19 protein-coding genes are annotated in these 23399 nt (G+C 44.8%); 12 read left to right on the top strand and 7 right to left on the bottom strand.

The features are described from left to right. Positions 1 to 18 precede the first annotated feature (18 nt). A complete protein-coding gene (locus ACWQAU_RS07995) occupies positions 19 to 1023 on the top strand; it encodes a tRNA dihydrouridine synthase (protein WP_003642208.1) in 1005 nt (334 codons plus the stop codon). A gap of 188 nt (positions 1024 to 1211) precedes the next feature. Here the strand turns inward: ACWQAU_RS07995 and ACWQAU_RS08000 are convergent, their stop codons facing one another. From ACWQAU_RS08000 to ACWQAU_RS08010, 3 genes are all read right to left on the bottom strand, one after another. Then, complete coding sequence (locus ACWQAU_RS08000) at positions 1212 to 2213, bottom strand: FAD:protein FMN transferase (protein ID WP_011101977.1); 1002 nt, start codon at positions 2211 to 2213, stop codon at positions 1212 to 1214. An 81-nt stretch (positions 2214 to 2294) separates the two neighbouring features. Further along, positions 2295 to 2705 (bottom strand): peptide deformylase, encoded by a 411-nt coding sequence (locus tag ACWQAU_RS08005; RefSeq protein ID WP_003644790.1) that lies wholly within the window; start codon positions 2703 to 2705, stop codon positions 2295 to 2297. Between the two features lie 142 nt (positions 2706 to 2847). Further along, complete coding sequence (locus tag ACWQAU_RS08010; RefSeq protein WP_027821775.1) at positions 2848 to 3321, bottom strand: hypothetical protein; 474 nt, start codon at positions 3319 to 3321, stop codon at positions 2848 to 2850. Between the two features lie 448 nt (positions 3322 to 3769). Between ACWQAU_RS08010 and nrdD the strand changes: the two genes are divergently transcribed. The 7 genes from nrdD (at position 3770) to ACWQAU_RS08045 (ending at position 13167) form a co-directional block, all read left to right on the top strand. Next, positions 3770 to 5992 carry an anaerobic ribonucleoside-triphosphate reductase gene (nrdD, locus tag ACWQAU_RS08015; protein ID WP_027821776.1) on the top strand — a complete coding sequence of 741 codons (2223 nt, stop codon included), beginning with the start codon at positions 3770 to 3772 and terminating at the stop codon, positions 5990 to 5992. Then, positions 5958 to 6506 carry an anaerobic ribonucleoside-triphosphate reductase activating protein gene (nrdG, locus tag ACWQAU_RS08020; RefSeq protein WP_003642203.1) on the top strand — a complete coding sequence of 183 codons (549 nt, stop codon included), beginning with the start codon at positions 5958 to 5960 and terminating at the stop codon, positions 6504 to 6506. The genes nrdD and nrdG overlap by 35 nt, the downstream gene beginning before the upstream one ends. A gap of 210 nt (positions 6507 to 6716) precedes the next feature. After that, on the top strand, positions 6717 to 7397 hold the full coding sequence (locus ACWQAU_RS08025; protein WP_003642202.1) for an EAL domain-containing protein: 681 nt from the start codon (positions 6717 to 6719) through the stop codon (positions 7395 to 7397). A gap of 15 nt (positions 7398 to 7412) precedes the next feature. Next, a complete protein-coding gene (locus ACWQAU_RS08030; RefSeq protein ID WP_003642201.1) occupies positions 7413 to 8543 on the top strand; it encodes a GGDEF domain-containing protein in 1131 nt (376 codons plus the stop codon). Positions 8544 to 8987: 444 nt separating this feature from the next. Further along, complete coding sequence (locus tag ACWQAU_RS08035) at positions 8988 to 9521, top strand: PTS sugar transporter subunit IIA (protein WP_003644869.1); 534 nt, start codon at positions 8988 to 8990, stop codon at positions 9519 to 9521. Between the two features lie 512 nt (positions 9522 to 10033). Further along, on the top strand, positions 10034 to 10276 hold the full coding sequence (locus tag ACWQAU_RS08040; RefSeq protein ID WP_003642199.1) for a cytochrome b5 domain-containing protein: 243 nt from the start codon (positions 10034 to 10036) through the stop codon (positions 10274 to 10276). A 389-nt stretch (positions 10277 to 10665) separates the two neighbouring features. Beyond that, the gene (locus ACWQAU_RS08045; protein ID WP_027821777.1) at positions 10666 to 13167 is read left to right on the top strand and encodes a collagen-binding domain-containing protein; all 2502 of its coding nucleotides are present in this window, start codon (positions 10666 to 10668) and stop codon (positions 13165 to 13167) included. 382 nt (positions 13168 to 13549) lie between these two features. On the opposite strand, the gene ACWQAU_RS08050 is transcribed toward ACWQAU_RS08045, so the two are convergent. After that, entirely contained in the window at positions 13550 to 14269 is a 720-nt protein-coding gene (locus ACWQAU_RS08050; RefSeq protein ID WP_011101975.1) for a UTRA domain-containing protein, read from the bottom strand. A 176-nt stretch (positions 14270 to 14445) separates the two neighbouring features. On the opposite strand from ACWQAU_RS08050, the gene ACWQAU_RS08055 reads away from it, so the two are divergent. The 3 genes from ACWQAU_RS08055 to ACWQAU_RS08065 all read left to right on the top strand — a co-directional run bounded on the left by ACWQAU_RS08055 (position 14446) and on the right by ACWQAU_RS08065 (position 18058). After that, positions 14446 to 15276 carry an alpha/beta hydrolase gene (locus tag ACWQAU_RS08055; protein ID WP_003642196.1) on the top strand — a complete coding sequence of 277 codons (831 nt, stop codon included), beginning with the start codon at positions 14446 to 14448 and terminating at the stop codon, positions 15274 to 15276. A gap of 126 nt (positions 15277 to 15402) precedes the next feature. Next, positions 15403 to 16698: an alkaline phosphatase family protein gene (locus tag ACWQAU_RS08060; RefSeq protein ID WP_027821778.1), complete on the top strand. Its 1296-nt coding sequence runs from the start codon at positions 15403 to 15405 to the stop codon at positions 16696 to 16698. Further along, positions 16679 to 18058 (top strand): MFS transporter, encoded by a 1380-nt coding sequence (locus ACWQAU_RS08065; RefSeq protein WP_079111840.1) that lies wholly within the window; start codon positions 16679 to 16681, stop codon positions 18056 to 18058. Before ACWQAU_RS08060 ends, ACWQAU_RS08065 begins: the two co-directional genes overlap by 20 nt. 88 nt (positions 18059 to 18146) lie before the next feature. Here the strand turns inward: ACWQAU_RS08065 and ACWQAU_RS08070 are convergent, their stop codons facing one another. The 3 genes from ACWQAU_RS08070 to ACWQAU_RS08080 form a co-directional block, all read right to left on the bottom strand. Next, on the bottom strand, positions 18147 to 19514 hold the full coding sequence (locus ACWQAU_RS08070) for an APC family permease (protein ID WP_027821780.1): 1368 nt from the start codon (positions 19512 to 19514) through the stop codon (positions 18147 to 18149). 145 nt (positions 19515 to 19659) lie between these two features. Beyond that, entirely contained in the window at positions 19660 to 20556 is an 897-nt protein-coding gene (locus ACWQAU_RS08075) for a proline iminopeptidase-family hydrolase (protein ID WP_027821781.1), read from the bottom strand. Between the two features lie 434 nt (positions 20557 to 20990). Beyond that, on the bottom strand, positions 20991 to 21902 hold the full coding sequence (locus tag ACWQAU_RS08080; RefSeq protein WP_011101970.1) for a helix-turn-helix domain-containing protein: 912 nt from the start codon (positions 21900 to 21902) through the stop codon (positions 20991 to 20993). 99 nt (positions 21903 to 22001) lie between these two features. Between ACWQAU_RS08080 and ACWQAU_RS08085 the strand changes: the two genes are divergently transcribed. Next, positions 22002 to 23216, top strand: coding sequence for an MFS transporter (locus ACWQAU_RS08085; protein ID WP_027821782.1), 1215 nt, complete (start codon positions 22002 to 22004; stop codon positions 23214 to 23216). Positions 23217 to 23399: the final 183 nt, after the last annotated feature.

Genomic DNA, 23399 nt, shown 5'->3' on the forward strand with positions numbered 1-23399 from the left:
AGAAGGGAATGAATAACTATGACGCAGTCGCCATATTGGCAACGGATCGCGGCCAAAGCTCAGGCCGCCCAGCGACCGTTTTTTAGTTTAGCACCGATGGAAGCCGTGACCGGCTCCGTTTTTCGCCGGGTCGTGATGCGCGCTGCGGCCCCCGATGTCTTTTATACTGAATTTACGAATGCGTTAAGCATTACCCACCCGAAGGCTAAGTTTACAACGCGGGGACGACTATATGTTGATGAGGCCGAGTCGCCCCGACCAATCGTTCAACTTTGGGGCAATAGTGGTGAGGACTTTACGAAAGCGGCCCATGAAGTGAAGAATCAAGGTTATCAAGCCATTGATCTTAATATGGGCTGCCCAGATATGGCGGTCATTAAAAATCATAGTGGTAGTGATTTAATCCGACATTTTGATCGTGCCAAAGAAGTGATTGAGGGCGCACGTCAAGCAGAGCTTCCCGTTAGTGTTAAGACGCGGTTGGGCTTTGACGATGTGCATGAGTACGAGACTTGGATTCCATTTTTGTTGCAACAGCAGGTTCCCGTGTTAACGGTTCACGTGCGTACGAAGATGGAGATGAGCAAGGTACCAGCGCATTATGAGTTAATTGATAATTTAGTTCAAATGCGTGATACTTTGGCACCAGCGACGCTATTACAAATTAACGGGGATATCCTGGATTATCAGGCTGGTCTGAAGCTTGCCAAAGCCCATCCAGGAGTCGATGGTATCATGATTGGCCGCGGTATTTTTCAGAACCCATACGCTTTTGAACCGATTCCCCAGCCTCATTCAACGCGTGACATGCTAGAATTGTTACGGTATCAAGTAGATCTGTATGATCAATTTATTGGCTTAGGTCTACAAGGGCATTTCGCACCGCTTCAACGCTTCTTTAAGATTTATGTTCGCGGTATGCGTCATGCGGCCGAATTGCGCAATGAATTAATGCAGACGAAGACAACGGATGATGTCCGTGCGATTATTGATCGCTTAGAGGCTAAGCTACCAGCGGATTAGGTCGCGTTATTTTAACTAAAACGGCTATATTTTTGCCATTTAGCTGTGCTTGATTAAAATGGTTTTAATGTCGAACGTACCGCATCTAAAGTCAACTGCAAATTAAATGCTAGCCTGTAAGTGGACCATAAAATAAGCTAGGTCCTTCAAGACGTTAATTTCTTGGAGGACCTAGCTTATTTTGTGGTCTAAATTATTGTAAACCGGTCATCGAGTAAGGTAACTTGTTCAGGTGATAAGCCAACGATTTGAAGCTCACGTTGTTTAGTCACAAAAATGGCGCCGTAAATATCGGGTCGCTGAGTTGCCCAATCGGGAATCGGTTGGCCCGCAAAGAAGAGCCGCGTTGTTTCGATTTCACCATCAATGGAAGCTTTCGAGAAAACGGTGACACTTTCAAGGTCGTTTTGTCGGGGATAACCCGTTTGCGAATCTAAGATGTGGTGGTAGGACTGGCCGTTAAATTCAAGGTGCCGCTCGTAAATACCGCTGGTCACGGCCGAGCAGGGGCCAATCGTAACGCTGGCAATCGCGTTACCGCGGTCAGTGGTGGGATCTTGGATACCAACGCGCCATTGCCCATCCGGATGAAGTGGGGACGTCCCCACCATTAACAGATTACCACCTAGGTTGATCATTCCGGCCCGCTGTCCAAACGCTTCCCAGTAATCTTGAATGCGGTCGGCAATGTAGCCCTTGGCAATTGCGCCTAGATCCAGCTCCATTCCCGTGACCTTGAGAAGCACACTGAAATCAGCGTCATTACAAATGACGGCTTCGGGGTCGATCAAGGCCAATCGTTCGTTAATTGCAGACTGTTCAGGGACGTGCGCGTTAGTAAAACCAATGTGCCAGAGTTTCACGAGCGGACCAATCAACGCATTGAAACCAAAATGTTGTCGACTGAGTTCGACAGCTTGCCGAACGAGTGTATAGGTGGCGGCGCTCACTTGAACGGGGTGTTGGCCCGCCGCCTGGTTGATTGCCATGACCTCAGAAACAGTCCGGTTGACAGTCAAGCGGTCTTCATATTGGTCGATAAGATCGCAAGCAGCTTGTAGGTACTGGTCACTATCACTACCAAAAAGGGTCAAATCAATGTCGGTACCGAGCGCGTGATGAGCTTGGTGTCGACGCTGCTGAGCGAGTGCAGGAATTGCTGTCTCGCCATTATAAGCTAAAGTTGTCATAAAACCAGTCCTATCTTTCATAAATATCAACGAGTTCAGCAAACTGAACATTTATTCCCGCTCAGTTAGAAGTAGGCACAATTAAATCAGTTTCCCTGCACAGTGATCTAATTCATGTTGAATAATTTGTGCTGTGAAGTCGTTGAATCGTTGTTGTTGCGGTTTAAAGTGTTGATCTTTATATTTCACCGTGATTTGGTGATAGCGGCTAGTCGGACGTTCACCAGGTAAGGACAGGCAGCCTTCCTTAGTCTCGTAAGTGCCGTGATGATCAATGATCTTCGGATTGATCATTGCAATTGCAAAGGGACCGAGTTGCACGACAATAATTTGTTTGTTGACCCCAATCATATTCGCGGCCATTCCAACGCAATTATCGGTGTGTGCGGCGAGGGTATCCAGTAAATCAGTCAAGACTTGAGTGTCTGCAGGGGTTGCTAAGTCAGCAGGGACACTAAGCGCGGCGGGATCATGCACAATTGGTCGAATCATTTGATGTTCCTCCATTGATTAGTCATATTAATTTAATTATAGAGAGCACGGTTGACAGAAGCAAGTCGTTCGCTAGTTGTCAGGCCCTAAAAAAAACACCACACTCACACAAGTCAACGTGCAAATGTGGTGTGGCCTTCAATTAGTACGACAATTTAAATGTTGGCGTTAAGGTGCCCGCCTTTAAGGCGTCATTAGTTGTGGTGGGAACCTGGTTGTGTTCAGGCTGCCAATTTGGATCTTTAATCAGTGCGATATTAGTCCCTTGATAATTCATGGTCATTTGATTAGCGTCGTTGAGGGTCAGTTTTGCAACATTGTGATCGATTGTGAACGTGGCACGTGTATCACTTAACGTTAACGTTGCGCGACTACGAATGGACGTATGTCCGCGTCGGAACCAAGCAACTTGATGATTGGTACTGAGGTACAGACTCATTGCTGGTCTAGCGCTGACCCAGCGACCTAAGAAATCCCGAGTCGTGACTGAGCGAACGGCGCTGACTTTTGATGTTGCTGGTTGAACGGTGGGCGTTTGTGTGTCAGTGGCAGAATGGCATCCTGTCAGTAGCCCTGTCAACAACAAGCCAACGATTATTCCCCTGCTTTTTTGCATAATTATTCTCTCCTCCAATGTCCACATCCCTCAATGAGGACTTAATTTCATTATAGCGAATCCGCCGCATGAGTTAAACAAAATAGTCATAAGTTAATCAGTTTACAACAACTTGGTTGTGTTCAGCTTAATTTTTAACGAATTAAAATTCGGTTTATGGCGTGTGAAAAATATTGAAAGCAAGCCGTATCAAGGTTGGTTCGGTAGTTAACGAGATTGATTAAATATTCTGATATTAGATAAAAAACAGTATAAAAAATATTTTTTAAATATTCCAAAGACGCACTAACCGGACGATTAAAGCGATTTGGTGTACACAACTGAAGGTGACAGTTAATTTTGGCAATGGGCAAGTTAATGGAAATGAGCTACTATATATAGTATTGATTCAAACAGAACGCACTATCAATTGTATTCAATCAATGACTTTGAAAAGTGGGGAATTAAGATGCTAACAACGACAACTAACGATATATTAGACCAATTACGGCCACTGACCGTCACAAAGCGGGGTGGCGAACAAACGAAATTTCATCCGTATAAAATTGACTTTGTCTTACGACGGTTGTTAGCGACTGATGACGAGGTACGGGTCGTCAAGCAGGCCCTTGTTGCCCAGTATCAAGATGCTGACAACATTGATACTCGGGAGCTACGTAGTACCATGATGCAGATTTTGAATGCGCAAGGCCTGACCGCGGCAGCTAAGGCATATCAGGATTACTTTGAAGCTGAACAGCAGCGGTTTGCGGCAGCAACTAATGTTCAAGGACGGATTGAAAAGTTGTTTGAGCGCGATGCCAGCGTTGTGCATGAAAATGCAAATAAGGATAGTACGATTTTTAACACGCAACGCGACTTAGAAGCCGGTGCTGCAAGTCGCGCCATGGGCTTGAAGATGCTACCAGATGTCGTGGCTAAGGCGCATCTGCGTGGCGATATCCATTGGCATGATCTCGATTATTCACCAGTCACGCCTGAAACGAACTGTTGCTTGATTGATTTTGACGGCATGTTCAAAAATGGGTATAAGATTGGGAACGCCGAAGTTGCCTCACCCCGGTCGATTCAAACGGCTACAGCGCAAATGGCGCAGATCATTGCCAACGTGGCTTCATTACAGTATGGTGGCTGTTCCGCTAACCGGGTCGACCAATTATTGGCTCCCTATGCGGCAATCAACTATCAAAAACATATGACTGATGCGAAAAAGTGGGTCCCTGCCGATCAGCGGGAAGCTTATGCGAAAGCCAAAACTAAAAAAGATATCTATGACGCGATGCAAGCCCTTGAGTATGAAATCAATACGTTATATTCGTCACAGGGCCAGACGCCGTTTACCACGGTCAATTTTGGTCTAGGAACTAGTTGGATTGAACGAGAAATTCAAAAGGCGATTCTCCAGATTCGAATCAAGGGACTCGGTAAGGAGCACCGAACTGCGATTTTTCCTAAATTGATCTTCACGATGAAGCGGGGGTTAAATTTAAGTCCGAATGATCCCAATTATGATATTAAAATGCTCGCGATTGAGTGTTCGACCAAGCGGATGTATCCCGACCTTTTAATGTATGACAAGATCAAGGCATTAACGGGGAGTTTTAAGACGCCGATGGGGTGCCGGTCCTTCTTACAAGGTTGGCGTGATGAAAATGGTGTCGAGGTAAACTCGGGCCGGATGAATTTGGGCGTGGTGACAGTCAACCTGCCACGAATCGCGTTAGCCGCACATGGGGACCAACAGTTGTTCTGGGAAATCTTCGAGGAACGGATGGCGACTTGTCATGAAGCACTCGCGTACCGTATCGAACGAACGAAGGAAGCTAAGCCGGAAAATGCACCACTCTTATACATGTATGGGGCGTTTGGTAAGCGGCTACCAGCAGGTGGTAATGTCGATGAGCTCTTCAAAAATCAGCGGGCGACTATTTCACTGGGATACATTGGAATTTATGAAGTCTGCACGACCTTCTTTGGTCCGAACTGGGAACAAGACGAGCACGCGTTAGCTTTTGCGGAGACCGTGGTGAAAGCGTTACGGGATAAGTGTGCGCAGTGGGCGGCTGAAAGTGGCTATCATTATAGTCTGTATTCAACGCCGGCTGAATCGTTGACGGATACGTTCTGTCGTGACGATATTGCGAAGTTTGGCCGGATCGCAGATATTACGGATAAGGAATATTACACGAATAGTTTTCATTATGATGTCCGTAAGCACCCGACGCCCTTCGATAAATTAACTTTGGAGGAACGTTTTCCACAATATGCGTCAGGCGGCTTTATTCATTATTGTGAATATCCTAATTTGACTCAGAATCCTAAAGCCTTGGAGGCCGTCTGGGACTGGGCCTATGATCATGTCGGCTATTTGGGAACGAATACGTCGATCGACCAGTGTTTTAAGTGTGGGTTTAAGGGTGAGTTCAAGGCCACTGCCCGTGGGTTCGTCTGTCCAGAATGTGGCAATCACGACCCTAAATACTGTGATGTTGTTAAGCGGACGTGTGGGTATCTAGGTAACCCACAACAACGACCAATGGTACATGGTCGCCACGTTGAAATCGCGTCCCGTGCTAAAAATATGTCTCCGGAGATGATTAAGAATGCCGCGCGCTACGAAAGGACCAAACAATCCGATGCCCAAAGAATGGCTGGCAGAGGACTTAAGTGAACAATATGTTGCTGATTATAAGGCATTTAACTTTGTTGATGGGGAAGGGGTCCGCTGTAGCTTGTACTTGAGCGGCTGCCCATTCCACTGTCCAGGCTGTTATAATGTGGCGGCACAAAATTTTCATTATGGACAACCGTATTCACAAGAATTGGAAGATCAGATTATTGAAGACCTTGGGCAAGATTATGTGCAAGGGTTGACGTTGCTAGGTGGTGAACCGTTTCTAAATACTCAAGTCGGCATTCGGATTTGTGAACGCATTCGCTCCGAATTTGGAAACACGAAGGATATTTGGTCGTGGTCAGGTTATACTTGGGAAGAATTGCAACAAGACTCTGAGGATAAACTGAAGATGCTATCATTAATTGATATCTTGGTAGATGGGCGCTTTTTACAAGATAAGATGGATCTCTCGCTACAATTTCGGGGGAGTTCCAATCAACGTATTATCGACGTTCCTAAGTCGCTAACAGCTGGTAAAGTCGTCATCTGGGATAAGTTGGTTAAGTGAAATTAAGACTGGTAAAAAGAGCGTTATGACGAGGTCGTCACGACGTTCTTTTTTGTTACGGTCAATATAACGGTTACATATAACCCTTAATAATTTTTTTAATTAAAGTCTGTAACTATGTCTCGATATTTTAGTTAAAAGCGGTTATACTTTACAGGAGTTGTCAATTTATATTGACATAAAGAAATCATTAAAAGCGAGGCTTCATGAATGTATCGTTTTTTTGTTCAACCCCAAGTTGATCACAGCCATCGAGCTGTTTTTGGTTATGAATTACTGTTACGTAAAGAGATGAATGGTCACTGGGCCGTTCCGAAGTCGTTCACTGAATTATCATTAGATAAACAAGCTGAATTATTAGAACAACTTGCTAGTCAATTGCAGACGAAAGCGACTAATCAGGTGTTAGCCCTTAATTTAAACCGGCAACAAGCTGAGGACGACCTGATGTTAGGGACGATCATTTACCTAAAAAAAAGGTTGAATCCGGCCGCGCTGACGATTGAGTTGACAGAATGTCCTTCATTAAACGAGATTCAAAAATATAGTCTCTTTTTCCACCAACATGATATTAAATTAAGCATTGATGACGTGGGGACGGGCTCGAACACGTTTGAGAATATTCGCCACGCACTACCGTTTGTTGATCAAATCAAGTTTGCGATGCAAAACTTACGGATGAGTGGGCAAGCGGAGCGCATTCCTCATGAATTAGCATTTTGGCGTGATATTGCTCAGTCTTACCATCTGGAATTTATTCTGGAAGGTGTCGAAGACCAGGGTGATCAAAAGATGGCCGAACAACAAGGTATTGAATGGCACCAGGGTTACTATTATGGGAAACCGCGGTTAGTCGATGATGGTCGGCAATTGGTCAACGGCGGATGCTGAGAAAGGATCCTTACGATGACATGGTCTAATTGGCGAATTTCGCCGTTCGTAACGAGTATTTTCTTTATATTAGGTGTTCTAACACTTTACTGGGTCCTCTTTAATTGGATTACGACGTGGTTTCATGCCCGTCACATTAACATTGACGATGATACCGTCAATGCTTGGCACGGTGTGATTTACATGTTGGTCTTTGTGTTTGTCATGCAACTGTCGGTCGTCGGTAAAGCAGATAGTTGGGAGTTTGTTAACTTTCACTTGATTGCCGTCGTGTTCTGCTCGTTTTTTTTGAATATTCGAATGCCGTATTATTCATTGTTACCTGTGGTCATAGTGTACATGGTTTTCGACCAGTCGATTTTTTACTGGGAATCGTGGAGTTACGCCGTCGTGTTCGTGCTATTTTTCTGGAGCATGAATTATCTACGGCTGTGGGTACCTAAGCATCGGTATCCTTGGCTATATTACTATGGCGCGGTCGCTTTTTACGGCGGAATCTTGTGGGGCCTGATCAAGCTTAAATATTCGCTGGATTGGGACAATACTTTACAAGAATATGGCTACTTAATGATTTTTGCAGGATTATTGTACGCCTACGTTAATATGCTGACCCAAGATAGTGAGATTAAATTACGGTTGGCCCAGTTTGCGAGTCACGACGCTTTGACTGAGACTGAGAACTTTGCCGCTTACACGGAACATATCAAATATTTATTCGATGATAGTGCCAAGAACAATCTCAACTTATCGATGATGATGTTCGATATTGATCACTTTAAGCACGTTAATGACACGTACGGTCACCTTGCAGGGGACCGCGTTTTGCAAGAAGTTGCCGCCACGGTCACAACGGTCTTGGCCGCCAATGACGAGAAGGTCAAGCTGTATCGCACCGGTGGTGAAGAATTCAATGTCCTGTTTCCCGGTTATGATCTGGCTAGTACCAAAGTGATTGTCCGTCAGGTCTTTGAAGCAGTCAATCATCTCGTTGTTAAGTATGAAGACGAGGAAATCAATGTGTCGATTTCGGTTGGTGTCTCGACACTGCATCAAGCCGATGGTAGTCCGATTGATTTGTACAACCGTGTTGATCAGAACCTCTATTTTTCAAAGCGGCACGGGCGGATGCGTGTTACGGTTGAATAGTGGCTGAGATTAAAAATAAATAACGTTGACTTGTTGAGCTCCCGGAATAAAAGCCGGAAGCTCTTTTTTGCTCGCAATCGGTCTGACTGAAATTGTAGGCCTAACCGTCATTGCCTGATTGACGTATTGGGGAAACATGATGTCAAATCTACAAGATTGATTGAGTGCGACATTGGGGTTATGGTGGCCAATTTCAGCTATTTAGTAGCATCGTTCGTTAATTGAGTTTACGAATTAACGCTAACAGATGTAAACCTTAATCGAAACCGTTAATTATGCTGGTATTCTAGTTTAATTATGGTATGGTTTATGTTGTAAAGATAACAGTCAATGACTTAAACTAATTGACTTACATATTAAAGAAAACAAGTTTTTTACGTTACGTTTGTTAAGGTTATTTAAATACGAATGGTTGCCAATTTATAAAGTAAGGAAGTGAGAAGTGTGCCAGTGGTCATTAGCTCATTAATTCCCGTAGTTGCGCCGGTTAAACGCCAAGTGATCAATGTGACGACCCTTGCAAATACGGTTCACTTATATGGGTTACTAGGATTTAAGCAGCAAATTATACCGGCAACGGATCAAATTGTTGCGCCCTTTGCTGGGGTTATCACAGCCGTGGCAGCCAATCAACGGTTAATTGGCTTTCGAGCGGCCAACGGTCTGGTGGGCTGGCTACGGATTGGTCAATTAACCAGTGCTTTGGAATCGCCTACATTTAAGTTCAACGTTAAACCGGGTGACTGGGTGGTTGCTGGGCAGATGTTGGTTGAAGTGATTTCACTACTGACACAACGGCTCCAACCAGTTAAAACGACGGTGGTATTGACGATTAGACATGCGGTTGTTCGTGTTCGAGAACGGTTGCTGGCAGCAAGTAATCAAGTCGATCCGATGGGAACTGTTATCTCAGGTATTACGACCAGTATGGCTGGTAATCATCGGGTCGCAACGATCGGGCCACCCCAAGGTAATTAATTGTTTGACAATAAGCAATCGACGTCCTAGATACGGGGTGTGTCTAGACGTCACGCTTCGACGCAGCCCATTGAATGGGCAGTAGTGGCTGAGGTGTGCGTTTTAATAACGCAGTTAGGGGCAGTACTGGACACATGAACAGTACTGGTTCACAAGGTCGCCGTACTAGGAGGTACGGCGTCGCTGATGTTATAAGGTATTAAGATTAAGTAGTTGTGGGTAGCAGTAATTGGTCAGCGATTAAGTTTTGGCAGACTTATAAGCACAACTGCTATCACGGGTACGATTAATTGGGTGCTAACGTAAGTATGGTTACCTAGTCAATTAAGTTTCGTCGGTCAAAGGTTAGGCCGGTATTACCGAGATGGTTGTGGGGGTATAACTACTTCGGCGATCGTTTGATGTCGCGTTATGTTCAAGATAGGTCAATTATTTGGTTTAAGAACGGATCACTTGCTTTTACTTGGCAGTCCAGTTTATCATGACGGTAAATTGTGAAGGAGTGATTCGGCATGAATTCAGCGACATTTAATCAAACTGAATTAGCAAAATATAATGGTCAGGATGGTCAACCCGCATACGTGGCGGTTGATGGTGTCGTTTATGATGTAACGGGGGTTGCAGCATGGGCTGGCGGTAAGCATCATGGTAATCTTGCGGGGCAAGAATTAACCGCAGTCATTGACACCAAATCACCACATGGACGTAAAGTGTTAACGGGACTGACCGTCGTTGGTCAATACGTGACTAATTAAATTATTGAAGACTGGTTGATTGTGACCAGTCTTTTTTTGTGTGGATATGCGGCTGTTGTGATTGCTTAAACGAGCTTTCACACCAAAATTTTTCGTACTGCGAGGCAAGTATTGACCAATTTTAGGCGACTGTTTGTGGGCTTGAGACATTGTGTAAAATAAGTGCGTGATGATAATCGATATTCCAAGTAAACGAATAGATAACAAAAATACTAACTTATGATTAGTTAAGACCTGTAATGGTTGCTGGCACGTCTATTGACAGTCATCCACTGTTTATATAACAATACAAAATAAATTATATAAAGAGTTGAATGTTGTATGAAAAAGCGTGAAAATAGAATTGAATTAAAGGAAAGTTAATAAACTATATTTTAGGTGGGTAAATGATGGAGCGAAAACGGACGAATTTTAAAATGTACAAAATTGGCCGTCGCTGGGCGTTTGCATGTGCCGTTATCTTGACGATGGGCACAACAACGCTGGTGGCTCGGGCTGATGATGGAACGACTGCAACGGGGACTGATACGGCATCAACCAGTTCAAGCACAACCAAATCAGTCACGGCTAAGACACAAACTTTGAAGACTACGGCCACAACTGAAGCGGATGTGACTAACCAAAATCAGCCGGTTTTAGATACCGATGGTTCGAATTCAAAGACTGCTGCTGGCACAGTGGCTGGAACTAAGGCGGCAACGGATACTGATACAAACGCTACCACCAATTTGGATGAGACAACTAGTGCCAATACTGAAACTGGTTCAGATACGACAGCTGGTTCAAAGACGGCAAAAGAGACGAATGCGACAACCGGTTCAGAGTCGACAAAAGAGACGTCGACCACAACTGATTCTGCCACTGCAACGGCTGCGCGGACAACAACTAGTTCTAATAAAGGTGCGACTACTGACTCAGCTACCAGCAATGATACCGCGGCAACGGTTGCTAAAACTACCGATGCTAGTGCTAAGACTACCGGTACGACGACTAGTGATAGTGCAACCCAGCAAACCGCGACAACTAAAGACCAGTCGACGACAATTGCGACGCCTCAGACCGCCGCGGTGGCGCTTAGTCAAGCTGTGACCCAAGCAAACGATGCCGTTGCCGATGGTGGCAATGTGACGGACGACTACCCGGATCTACATAACATGCTCGGGGTTTCGTCTCAATTCCATATTTTTGCGCGGGAAGCGGAACTACATGCCCATACGAATGGGAACGTTGCGGTGCAAAACTTAGTGGGCAACGTTAACTTTGGGACGAACATTATTGAAGAATTACTAGATAAAGATATTTCGTATATTCAAAATATCAGTAATATTGCTGGGAGTTCGTTTGTTTCGGCTGGTGAGACGCGGAGCAATAAAGTCATCTTTGGCGAAAATATTGAGATTGATGTTTCGAATCCTAATCGGCCGATGGTCAACGGGGTCTATATCGACCATTTACTTGCCTCTGAAGTTTATCAAGACAAAGATGGTAACGTCTATATTGATTTTGACAAAGAGTTTGCTAAGTTGGAACAATTGAGCGCTAGTCTTAGCGAAGCGTCCGCGAACGCCACCTATACGAGTGACAGTTTTGAAGATATGAATCAGCGGGTCATCGATGTGACGGATATGCAACCTGATGCGGATGGACACATTGTGATCAATCTGTCAGCGGATGTTTTAAACACGAGTACGCCGCTGACAATCAAGGGACTATCGGCAGATGCGGATGGTAATACGGTCATTATTAATGTTGATACGGCAGGTGCGACCAACTATCAAGTTAACTCGCAGATCAAAATCATTTATGATGACGGTACGGAGCGGAATAATAAAGAAACTGAAGACTTTGGTGATAACCATTTGCTTTGGAACTTCTATGATTCAACCGCGAGTGACAAGTTAGCAACTGGTGTCATTAGTGTCGACCGGCCATTTCAAGGCAGTATTTTAGCCCCAGCGGCGGAAATTGATGCAAATCAAAATATTGATGGCAACATCATTGCTAATAAAGTCAACGTGAAGGCGGAGACCCATCGTTGGGATTTACAGGATAATGTTGATAATGAAAATGATCCAGAACCAGTTCCGGACTATGAGAAACCGGTACATCCAAGTATTGATGCCGAATTACCAGATGGTGGCGAGGGCGAAGAGCCAGAATACGACAAACCGGTACATCCAAGTATCGACATTGAAATGCCAGATGACGGCGAGGGGGAAGAACCAGAATACGACAAACCGGTACATCCAAGTATCGATATCGAGATGCCAGACGATGGCGAAGAAGAAGAACCAGAATACGACAAACCGGTACATCCAAGTATTGATATCGAAATGCCAGATAATGGCGAAGAAGAAGAAGAGTACGACAAACCAGTTCATCCAAGCATCGATGTTGAAATGCCTGACTTTGACGAGATTGAGGACGAAGAAGAAGCTGAAGACGCAGAAGAAGAATTTGAAGACGATATTGAGGATGAAATCGAAGCTGGTGTGACGCCAGACGAAGTTGTCGACCAAATCGAAGAAGAAGTCGACAATGAAATTACAGCTGACTGGGTCACGGACGAAACTGCGACTGAATTGGAAACGGCGTTTGAGGAAGTTCAAAAAGAAGCAGTGGTTGGCGATCAGATTAAGGATGAGGAAACACTGATCAACTTGATTGACCGGGCAATCGCACAAGCTAAAGCGCATCATAATACGGCGTTAGTAGCGCAATTACAAGCTCTACGAACTAAGGTGGCTAGCGCGTTGGCAGTGGCTAAGGGGCAAGCATTACCACAGACTGATGAAGCGCCAAGTCAGATGATTAGTTTAGCGGGAATCGCATTAGCAAGTACATTAGTATTAGGTGCTGCAGCGGTTAGCCGGCGGAAGCGTCAGTATTAAGCTTAAAATTGTATTTTGAAGCAACTGTTGATTCGGCAAGTTTAATCTTGCGAATCAACAGTTTTTTTGCATAAAAAAGTCACTAAACCAAATTGGTCTAGTGACGCTCAATTCTCTCTACTCCATGACCGACCTAATCTCTTGACCCCAAATGCGCCACTAGTGAAACGTGGTATAAATGCTAACCCCCATTAGCATTTATGATATTTATTATAAATAATTCAGCACATTAGTCAACTTTTATTCGAATATATTTTTAATTTATGTTGAAACCTATTCACGGATAAATTTAATTGACCGACTGAATTGGTCTAAAGTAAGTAACCATAATAAAAAGCTGGATGGTCCGGATGACCATTCAGCTAAGTAATGTTGGTAAGGTTTAATTACGAATTAATTCATTGAAGTTAAATTCGTTCGGAATAAAGTGGGATTCAGTGTATTCAACCTGGCGTCCTTCATCGTTAAATGCGATGCTAATCATATTACCGACGCAATTATTATCACCGAGCGCTAGCTGAGCTTTGTCGAGTTCGTTGGCGGATTCGACTCGTAGCATTCTTTTAACGACAGCAATTTTCAGACCATTTTTTTTGAAGTGTTGATAAATTGAGTGTTGGGCAATGGTCTTAGTCAGAGTGGGAGTGCGCTGGGCGTTAAAATAGTTAATGTCCAGCACTGCCCGAATACCGTCTACGATCCGAACCCGTTGAATAGCATACACTGGAATACCCACCTCAAAAGCGGTATGTGTGCTAAGCGGCTGGTCAACGATTCGTTGCTGAAAGGCCACGACCTCGGTCTGATAATCGAGGTGGCGCTCCGCGTTGAGGCTCTGCAGACCGTTGAGATTATTTAAAGCCAGATTGAATTGCTGGGTTTGTGGCGTGTGCTCCAATAAGACCACCCCGCGCCCCTTAACGCTGTAAACTAGGCCGTCTTTGGCTAGTTGTGCGATTGCCTTACGAACAGCATAGCGACTGCTATCAAATTCTGTAATTAATTCGTCTTCAATGGGTAATCGCATCTTAACGCTGTAGTGTCCCGTGAGAATGCGGTCCTTTAAAACGTGATAGATGTCGCTGAATGTTTGTTTCCCCATTTTAATACCCCCGCTCATCATATAATTAATTTAATTATAGCAAATAATAGTCATTAGCGAGTAAACAAGCGAATAAATATCGATATTTATTCGAATAAAAATTGACAAGCAATCATGTGACCTACTATAATGAAAGCGAAATCAAGTCGGTAATACGGGAGTAGGAGGGGGAACATATGCAAGTTGAACAGCGCACATTAAATACTGCGGCACACCCATTTCAGATCACGGCGTATTGGTTAGACCAAATTAGTGATTTTGAAACAGCTGTTGATTATCCAATCATGATTATCTGCCCGGGAGGTGGCTTTACTTATCATTCTGGGCGGGAAGAAGCGCCAATTGCAACCCGGATGATGGCCGCCGGAATGCATACGGTGGTCTTGAATTACCAATTAATTGTGGGAGATCAGTCCGTCTATCCTTGGGCGTTGCAGCAATTAGGTGCAACAATTGATTGGATTACGACCCAGGCGTCCGCGCACCATGTTGATTGTCAGCGGATTATTCTTGCCGGGTTTTCGGCTGGCGGCCACGTGGTTGCGACTTATAATGGTGTTGCGACCCAACCAGAATTGCGCACACGGTATCATTTGGATCATTATCAAGGCCAGCATGCTGCCATTATTTTAGGCTATCCAGTCATTGATTTGACAGCGGGGTTTCCCACGACTTCGGCGGCGCGTAATCAGATTACCACGGATGCCCGGTTGTGGGCAGCCCAGCGCCTAGTCACACCAGCTAGTAAACCCGCTTTTGTCTGGCAAACGGCGACGGATGAGTTGGTCCCGCCAATCAATTCGTTAAAATATGTGCAGGCCATGCTACAACATCAGGTCGCAACTGCGTATCATTTATTTGGTAGTGGGATTCATGGGTTAGCGTTAGCCAATCATGTGACGCAAAAACCTGGCAAGGACAAGTATTTGAATGACCAGGCTGCAATATGGCCACAATTAGCATTGCGGTGGTTACAAGAACAGGGATTGTTAGCTGGTAATTATTGAAAATAAATCTGGGCGATCAGTCGTGCTTCACTGATCGCCCGTTTTTTGTCAACGATCCTGACACCAATTAATTTTCTGCGGTATAATAATACGAATAAGCTTATTAAGTAAGAAGGAGCGATTGAGATGGCAACAAATCAACACTTGGTCATTATTTCCTTAGATGCGTTAGGATTTCGTGATTTACGCGAACATCAAGCAGAATTACCCGTTCTGAGTGGATTGATGACCGGTGGTACTTGGGTCAAGTCGGTGACAGGCATTTATCCAACACTGACATATCCGTCACATACCACGATTATTACGGGACAGTATCCCAGCGTGCATGGAATCGTTAATAATACTAAGTTACAACCGACACGCCGTTCACCAGATTGGTATTGGTATCAAAAGGACGTTCAAGTACCAACACTATATGATTTGGCACGGCAAAAGAAGCTAACAACGGCGGCTTTTTTATGGCCAGTGACGGCTGGCAGCAAGATTACATATAACCTTGCCGAGATCTTTCCTAACCGCATTTGGACGAACCAAGTTCTCGTCTCGTTGAAGGCGAGTTCACCGCTCTTCTTACTCGCGATGAATCATAAGTATGGGCATCTTCGTAATGGGATTAAGCAGCCCCAACTAGATGAATTCATCACGGCTTGTGCAGTCGATACGTTAACGAATAAGAAGCCGAACCTAACGATGATTCACTTAGTCGACATGGATAGTATGCGCCATCGCTATGGTGTGCGATCCAGTGAGGCCATGGCAGCTTTACACCGGCTAGACCGGCACGTGGGCCAGTTGATTGACGCGACTAAAGCTGCGGGCACGTTTGCGGATACCAACTTTGTTATTTTAGGTGATCACTATCAAATCAATGTGGATCACATGATTCATTTAAATACGTTATTCGCTCAGCAGGGCTGGTTGACCGCACGTCAAGATCAGACGTTTGAAGATGACTGGTCCGTGATGGCGAAGACGGCGGACGGCTCAACGTACATTTATACGCGACCGGAATTTGACCAGTTAGATGAATTGAAGGCCCTGGTTAGTCAGGTGGAAGGTGTTGAGACCATCATTACTGGGGAGGCAGCTGCACGTCGTGGTGCCGACCCCGCTTGTGCATTGATGGTTGAAGCCCAGGAAGGCTATTATTTTACTGATGAAAGTCGACGACCAACTGTGGTTGAACCCGTCCATCCAGCGACACTCGGACAACCAGACCGTTACCACGGGGTTCATGGATATGACCCGACTAAGCCTGACTATCAAACGACCCTGTTATTCAATGGACCAGCAGTTAAAGCTGGTGGGACGATTGAAACGGCTAACTTAGTCGATGAAGCGCCGACATTTGCGCGGTTACTCGGATTGAATTTCGATGGCCCCATGCCGGGACATTGCCTCGATGGTGTTTTTAAAGACTAGACAAAAAAGAGAGAGAGAGGAAAAGCGGGCGGACATCAGCACCACTAATATTGTGGTTAGTGCTCGTTCCGCCTCCGATTGCGATCAGAGGTTCCCGCGAAGTAACTTAATGAAATTTAATAAACAGCAGTGGGGTTGGATCTTTTACGATTGGGCCAACTCGGGCTATGGCATTATTGTCACAACGGCGGTGCTACCCGTTTACTTTAAGGCAGTTGCCCAAAGTAGCGGTGTGACACCGGCTAATGCAACGGCTTACTGGGGTTATGCCAATAGTATTGGGACCTTACTAGTTTCGATTTTGGCGCCCGTCCTAGGTGCACTAGCAGACTATCCCCATGCCAAGAAACGAATGCTCAACATCTTTTCGATACTTGGAATGGTGATGACGCTAGGGCTGAGTGTTGCCCCGACTAGTGCCTGGAAGTGGCTATTAGGTATTTATATTTTATCAATTATTGGTTATTCCGGTGGTAATCTGTTTTATGACAGTTTTCTGACTGACGTGGCGCCAAACGATCAGATGGATCGATTATCGTCATATGGTTATGGGTTTGGCTATCTCGGTGGTGTCTTGGCGTTTATCTTATTCTTGGTCTTACAATTAACCAGTGGTTTTGGTCAATTATCAAGCTATGGGGTCGCGCGGTGGAGTTTTGTCTTAGCCGCTGCGTGGTGGATTATCTTTTACATTCCTTTGTTGAAAAACGTTCACCAAAAGTACGCGTTAGCACCCAGTGCACATCCGGTGCGTTCAAGTTTTCAACGGGTATGGTCGACTTTGAAACACATCCGGAATTATCGCGCTGCGGCGTGGTTCTTGGTGGCGTACTTCTTCTACATTGATGGAGTCGACACGATCTTTACAATGGCAACTTCGATTGGGATGGATATGGGAATTACGACGACCACGTTGATGATCGTCTTGCTGGTTGTTCAGCTAGTCGCGTTTCCGTTTTCACTGCTTTACGGGTGGTTAGCGAATAAAACGTCGACCCGGACGGGCATCTTGCTTGGCATTATTATTTATTTAGGTATCTGCTTGTACGCGTTGCGGTTGAATAGTACGACGGATTTTTGGATTTTAGCCATACTAGTTGGAACCAGTCAGGGTGGGATTCAAGCGCTCAGTCGTTCGTACTTCGGTCGTTTGATTCCTAAGACTAGTGGGAGTGAGTTTTTCGGCTTTTACAATATTCTCGGTAAGTTCTCAGCCGTGATGGGCCCCGTCCTAGTTGGAATCGTGACCCAAATGACGGGGAAGTCAACGATTGGTGCTGCTTCTTTAAGTATTTTATTTGTTATTGGATTAGTGATTTTCTTAGCTCTACCGCATTTGAACCAGACAAAGTCGGTTTAAGCCAGGGGTTGTTTTATATCATGCAAAAAGAACTTCTTCTAATTTGGAGAAGTTCTTTTTACGTTGCTCAAGCTCAGACCATCATGAGTTATAAATTCATTTCCGTATTCCGCTGTAATACACGCAAGATGAGATAGTAGCCAATACCAATAAGTAACCAAATTCCGCCAATTTCTTTTGCTAATACGTTTAAATTAATCATAACGAAGCCAATAATGATAAAACCGATAATTGGTACAATGAGATGATGCCAATAGTCATGGGAATGTTGCTTGATAAAGAAGTGGTTAATAACGGCAATATGAATCACTAGAAAAGCGGTCAGGGCACCACAATTGACGATTTCAGAGAGTGTCCCACTGTCATTCATAAAAGTTAACCCGACAAGCAGTGAAATAATAGCTACTAGTAAAGTACTCATATATGGGGTCTTGAATCGGGGATGTACACGGGCAAGAACGTGTGGCAAATTGTGGTCACGGGCCATTCCGAATAGGATTCGTGAAATTGCAGCTTGGGCAGCTAATGCATTGGCAAATCCCCAAGAGAGAATGGTGGCAATAGTGGTTAAATCAGTTAGGAATGGGCCACCGACCTTGCCGGCGACGACGTAAAATGCAGTATTTAGATCGTTAAAAGAATGCCAGTTAGGAACGATTAGAGCAGCTAAGTAAGTCTGAATGATGAATAATGCGCCTACAATTAATAGCGACCATAGGATACCTTTTCCCACAGCCTGATTACCACCAGTGGTTTCTTCCGCTAGGGTACTAATGCCGTCGAAACCTAAAAAGCTGAGAACTGCTACTGAAGTGGCTGTCATGACAAAATTAAGATTAAAGTGACTTGCGTCATAAAATGGTTTTAGTGTGAAACCATTTCCAATTCCCCGCATTAAGCCATAGCTCCCGAGGATAATGAAAAAAACAAGTACAATTAATTCACCAATGAGAAAAATTCGATTTGCAATAGCAGTGAAGGCAATGCCTCCAACATTAATAAGGGTATTGATTGCAATAAAACCAACCAGCCATAGCCAAGTTGGAATGGTTGGTAGGAGGGATTTTAATGAATTGGCAGCGATGATGTAGAGTAATGCGGGGACAAAGATATAATCTAAAATAATCATCCAACCAGACAGAAAACCAATTGATTTATTGATGCCAAGTTTTGCATAGGCATAAACTGATCCAGCCACGGGAAAGGCCTGTGACATTTGTCCGTAGCTGAGAGCGGTAAAGAACATCGCCAGCATCCCAATGGCATAGGTCAACGCAATCATACCTTGTGAAACCGAAATAACAGCGCCATAAATCCCCATTGGTGCGATTGGCACCATAAAGATTAGGCCGTAAATAACCAAATCTTTAACAGATAGTGTTCGTTTTAATTCTTGTTGATAGCCAAATTCGTCAAGGTTAGTATTAGATGAACTAGGGGTGTGTTTTAAATCCATAGGCAATTTCTCCTCAGTATGGCATAAAGTCAGGGCATTGAGATGGTAAACGAGTGAGCGTAGATGTTTTCATAAAGTGGCACTGTGGTTGCTGGCGTTGACAATTAGTGAGGCGTCGTTTGTCGCAACTGACAACGGTGCTTTGTTAGCGGCCCAATTGATCAGAAAAATAGTTTCGTAGATAAGTAAAGAATACGGCTGGATTGTCGACCATATGATTATGCCCACTGTCCGGTGTTACGACTAACTTTGCGTTCGGCATGCGCTGTTGCATTCGTTCAGCCGTTGCTAGTGGCATGGTTTCGTGATCAGCAAACATTAACAGTGTCGGTACTTGGATTGTTGCAAGTGTATCCGAGAAGTCCCAGTCATCAAGTACCCCATAAACGACAAACTCGTTGTCGCCTTGAAAATGGTTGTAAACGGGCTTGGCTTGAATATCGAGTTGATGTTGCATCATACTGGGGTGACGACGATTGATATATTGGTGGTAGAGGTGTGTTATTAATTGGCGATAGTGGGGGTTATTCCATTGTTGACGTTTTTCAATTGCGAGCATAAAGGCATTTTCAGCTGGTGAAAACTCCGCGGTGCGAATTGCGTGCATCCGCTTTAAGTAATCGGCAATATTGTCGATCATGCTAATGATGATTAGCCCGTCAAGTTGGTCTTGATGATCTGCTGCGTATGTCATTGCGAGCATGCCACCCCAGGAGTGACCTGCGAGATAGCAGTGTTTATACCCTAATTGTTGGCGAACCTCATCAACCTCGCTCAGGTAATAATCTTCGGTGAGATACTGTTGTCGGATAGCATCGTCGTCCCAGTTAGGGGTGTCGGAGTACCACGAACCGAGTTGGTCATACATCGTCACCTCAATGTCGAGGTCGGCTAATTCAGGACCAAAACGTTCAAAAACTTCATGAGTATCTCCAGGGCCACCGTGAAGGCAGAGCAATTTTGTGCGACCGCCTAAGTTACTAGTGTGGCTCCAAAGATGATACCCATTACTAAGCGTTAAAATTCGTGTCACGTTTTTCATTAAAACGCCTCCTTAATTATTTGGTTGACATAGACGATACGCCAAAAACTAATTATTTTCAAATCTAATTTTAATGAAGACGTCTGCTCACCAGTATCAATACATACTAAAAATCATACATGTGCCCAGGTGTCACCAGTTTTTGATGGGGTCTGTGTGTACACTTACGGCTCAACTCTTACGATTTGTAAACTAAGTAACTTAGCGCTAACTGAACGAGCATCTTCAAGGTTGAGTAACCCTGAAGAACCAGACAGGGCTATATCAAATGGCAGTTTCTCAGTGGGCCTTGCAGATTGTTGGTCTTTGGGACTGGCGCAAGTGAGACTGTATTATTCAGTAAGCCTTAGGCCAGTTAATCAGTATGTGTGATTAAGAAAAAGCCTGTTCCAGTCTGGCATAATTTATTGCCAGGCTAGAACAGGCTTTCGGTGTTAAAGATGCTTGTGAGACTGATGCGATTGGCGATAAGTCTGGGCTTGCTTAGTGCGAACGTTACGAATTGCAAATAACGTATTATCAATCCGGGGGTGATGATGTGTTTCTAAGACGCTGACTTCATCAAGCAATTGGTTGCCAATTTGCCAGTCGCCAAAGTAGAGATTCCAGATGCCAAGCCAGAATTGTTGGCTCAACCGCCCATCCCAGTTTAACTGGTGACTGTCGATGGCAGTGAACTTGGTTTTCAGATTTTGAGCGGATTGAAAATCATGAAAGTTCAATTTAGTTTGAAATAGTGATCCATAAAAATCGAGTAAGTCGTTGCTGACGTGAAAGGGATCGCCCCAAGCCGTTTGATAACTGGCACAATTGGCGGCCATACGGGTTGTCAGTGGTGTTAGCGCGGCCAAGCCGTCGATGGATGCAATAATTGGAATTAGAACGGGCACTAATTTTAGTTCCTGCAGGGTCCAAGTCTTGGCTTGGCGCAGGTGATCAAAAGCGGGCTGGGTCGTGGTTGTTATGCCGATTGAACGATGGTCATAGGATAGCATCAAGATGCTGGCATAACTGGCGATGAGTTGTTCGTAGGCGTGGGGGCTGTGTCGATGTTCGCGAATCCAAGTGGCTAGGGCGGGAAAATTTAGCGTTTCATAAGCGTGACGAATTGTCCAAAGGGCCTGGTCATATGCTGATGGTTGGTAGTTTTGGTGTATGAATCGTAACTCGTCGGCTGAAATTGCTAAGTTATCCAGAATTGCAAAGAGTTTACTGGCGCCAATATCGTTGGCACCACTCTCAAAGCGTGAGGCGAATGAGCGCGAGATAATACCGCTATACACTTCTTGTTGAGTTAAGCCCTTACTTAATCGAATCTGATGAATAGTTTCTCCGATGTTTGTCATCTAGCACTCCTTAATGTGGCATATATGCAACCTACTTGCTGATTGTACCACGGTAATGACGAGTAAGCTAAGTCCATTATCTTAATGGGAGATGGGCTAATGCTGACTTTATTAAAAAATCGGACCCTCCAAACGATTGCTAGTGCAAATTTTTTTACGACGCTGGGGGTGAGTTTGTTCAATATCATTTTACTCACGTACGCAAAGAATTTTCCAAATCCGCATTGGTTTGTTGCCATCGTTTCGGTGGTGACAGTTGTGCCGTACGTTTTTGGGGGATTAACGGGGCGACTCGCTGATCAGACGCGTCGAAAAACTAACTGGCTGATTGGAATTAAGGTCGTTCAAGCGGGGTTATATCTCGTCTTGGCCCAAGTGATTACTCAGCAAACGGTGGTTGTTTTCTACGTGGTCGTTGCGATTAATTTTATTTCGGATCTACTAGGTCGATATGGTGGCAGTATTTTGACAATTGTTATTCAAGACCGGATTGGGCCTGACGATCGCCAACAAGTGATGGGGCTTAATGCGAGCGTAAGTACACTTGTTGAGCCACTGGGTCAAACACTAGGGGTCTTGATTATCGCCCAGTGGCATGATTATGCGTTAGCTGGAATAGTGAATGCGATGACTTTTATTGGAGCCGCTAGCTGCTTGTTGGCCGGACGTTCAGCGATTCAGTCGACTCCCAAAGTTGCTGTACGACCACGACATATTGAGGCCTGGCCCGTGATTCAGCGAGTGATGCTGACGACGACTAGAATGGGTGCAGTCAGTTATCTGGGTATTCTGATGATTTTAAACGTCGCAACGATGAGCATTGATGCGATTTTGAACTTAATGTTTATTGATTTGGCGTCCCGCATGCCCGTGAGCTATTCGGTCGCAATTTTAATGGTCAACGTGGTCTTTGTTACCGGGAGCGTATTGGGTGGCATTACTAAAAATACTTGGTTTGATCGGCTCTCATTGTTTCAATTGTTACTGGCAGCGATGCTAGCGCCGATGCTGACCTATGTGATTTTACTAGTCGTTCCACAACTAATCTTGATTCTTGGGGGCATATTTGCAGTGGGCTTCATGAGTGGCAAACTGGACCCGAAGATGTTCGCCATCATGATGCCACAAATTGACCCGCACTTAACAGGGACGGTCTTTGGTACCATCAGTTCGATTGTGACGTTCGCGGCACCCGTTGGTAGCGTCGGCATCGTTTTATTATATAACTTAGTTGGTGCGACGGCGGCGTGTTCGGTGATGATTGGTGTGAGTGCGCTGGCGTTGATCTGGGCAGTGATGGCGCACCGGCAGTGATTAATTGTTAATCTTTTGTTATTGATATTTCAATTTGGCGTTAGGATGTGGCTATCAGCTTTGTGATGACTTACGAATGGATTTAGTGAAATGCAGTGCTCAAAAAGACATCTTGGGACGGCTGACTAACTGAAATGGTACATTAAGGAAAAGGACGTTAGTTTCGTCCGCTTCATTGGCACC

It is taken from the genome of Lactiplantibacillus sp. 3062 (genome assembly GCF_055413545.1).

Excerpts from the sequence above, each read along its gene's own strand:
- ACWQAU_RS07995 (WP_003642208.1), top strand. The coding sequence starts at position 19 with ATGACGCAGTCGCCATATTGGCAACGGATCGCGGCCAAAGCTCAGGCC.
- ACWQAU_RS08000 (WP_011101977.1), bottom strand. The coding sequence starts at position 2,213 with ATGACAACTTTAGCTTATAATGGCGAGACAGCAATTCCTGCACTCGCT.
- ACWQAU_RS08005 (WP_003644790.1), bottom strand. The coding sequence starts at position 2,705 with ATGATTCGACCAATTGTGCATGATCCCGCCGCGCTTAGTGTCCCTGCT.
- ACWQAU_RS08010 (WP_027821775.1), bottom strand. The coding sequence starts at position 3,321 with ATGCAAAAAAGCAGGGGAATAATCGTTGGCTTGTTGTTGACAGGGCTA.
- nrdD (WP_027821776.1), top strand. The coding sequence starts at position 3,770 with ATGCTAACAACGACAACTAACGATATATTAGACCAATTACGGCCACTG.
- nrdG (WP_003642203.1), top strand. The coding sequence starts at position 5,958 with ATGCCCAAAGAATGGCTGGCAGAGGACTTAAGTGAACAATATGTTGCT.
- ACWQAU_RS08025 (WP_003642202.1), top strand. The coding sequence starts at position 6,717 with ATGTATCGTTTTTTTGTTCAACCCCAAGTTGATCACAGCCATCGAGCT.
- ACWQAU_RS08030 (WP_003642201.1), top strand. The coding sequence starts at position 7,413 with ATGACATGGTCTAATTGGCGAATTTCGCCGTTCGTAACGAGTATTTTC.
- ACWQAU_RS08040 (WP_003642199.1), top strand. The coding sequence starts at position 10,034 with ATGAATTCAGCGACATTTAATCAAACTGAATTAGCAAAATATAATGGT.
- ACWQAU_RS08045 (WP_027821777.1), top strand. The coding sequence starts at position 10,666 with ATGGAGCGAAAACGGACGAATTTTAAAATGTACAAAATTGGCCGTCGC.
- ACWQAU_RS08050 (WP_011101975.1), bottom strand. The coding sequence starts at position 14,269 with ATGGGGAAACAAACATTCAGCGACATCTATCACGTTTTAAAGGACCGC.
- ACWQAU_RS08055 (WP_003642196.1), top strand. The coding sequence starts at position 14,446 with ATGCAAGTTGAACAGCGCACATTAAATACTGCGGCACACCCATTTCAG.
- ACWQAU_RS08060 (WP_027821778.1), top strand. The coding sequence starts at position 15,403 with ATGGCAACAAATCAACACTTGGTCATTATTTCCTTAGATGCGTTAGGA.
- ACWQAU_RS08065 (WP_079111840.1), top strand. The coding sequence starts at position 16,679 with ATGGTGTTTTTAAAGACTAGACAAAAAAGAGAGAGAGAGGAAAAGCGG.
- ACWQAU_RS08070 (WP_027821780.1), bottom strand. The coding sequence starts at position 19,514 with ATGGATTTAAAACACACCCCTAGTTCATCTAATACTAACCTTGACGAA.
- ACWQAU_RS08075 (WP_027821781.1), bottom strand. The coding sequence starts at position 20,556 with ATGAAAAACGTGACACGAATTTTAACGCTTAGTAATGGGTATCATCTT.
- ACWQAU_RS08080 (WP_011101970.1), bottom strand. The coding sequence starts at position 21,902 with ATGACAAACATCGGAGAAACTATTCATCAGATTCGATTAAGTAAGGGC.
- ACWQAU_RS08085 (WP_027821782.1), top strand. The coding sequence starts at position 22,002 with ATGCTGACTTTATTAAAAAATCGGACCCTCCAAACGATTGCTAGTGCA.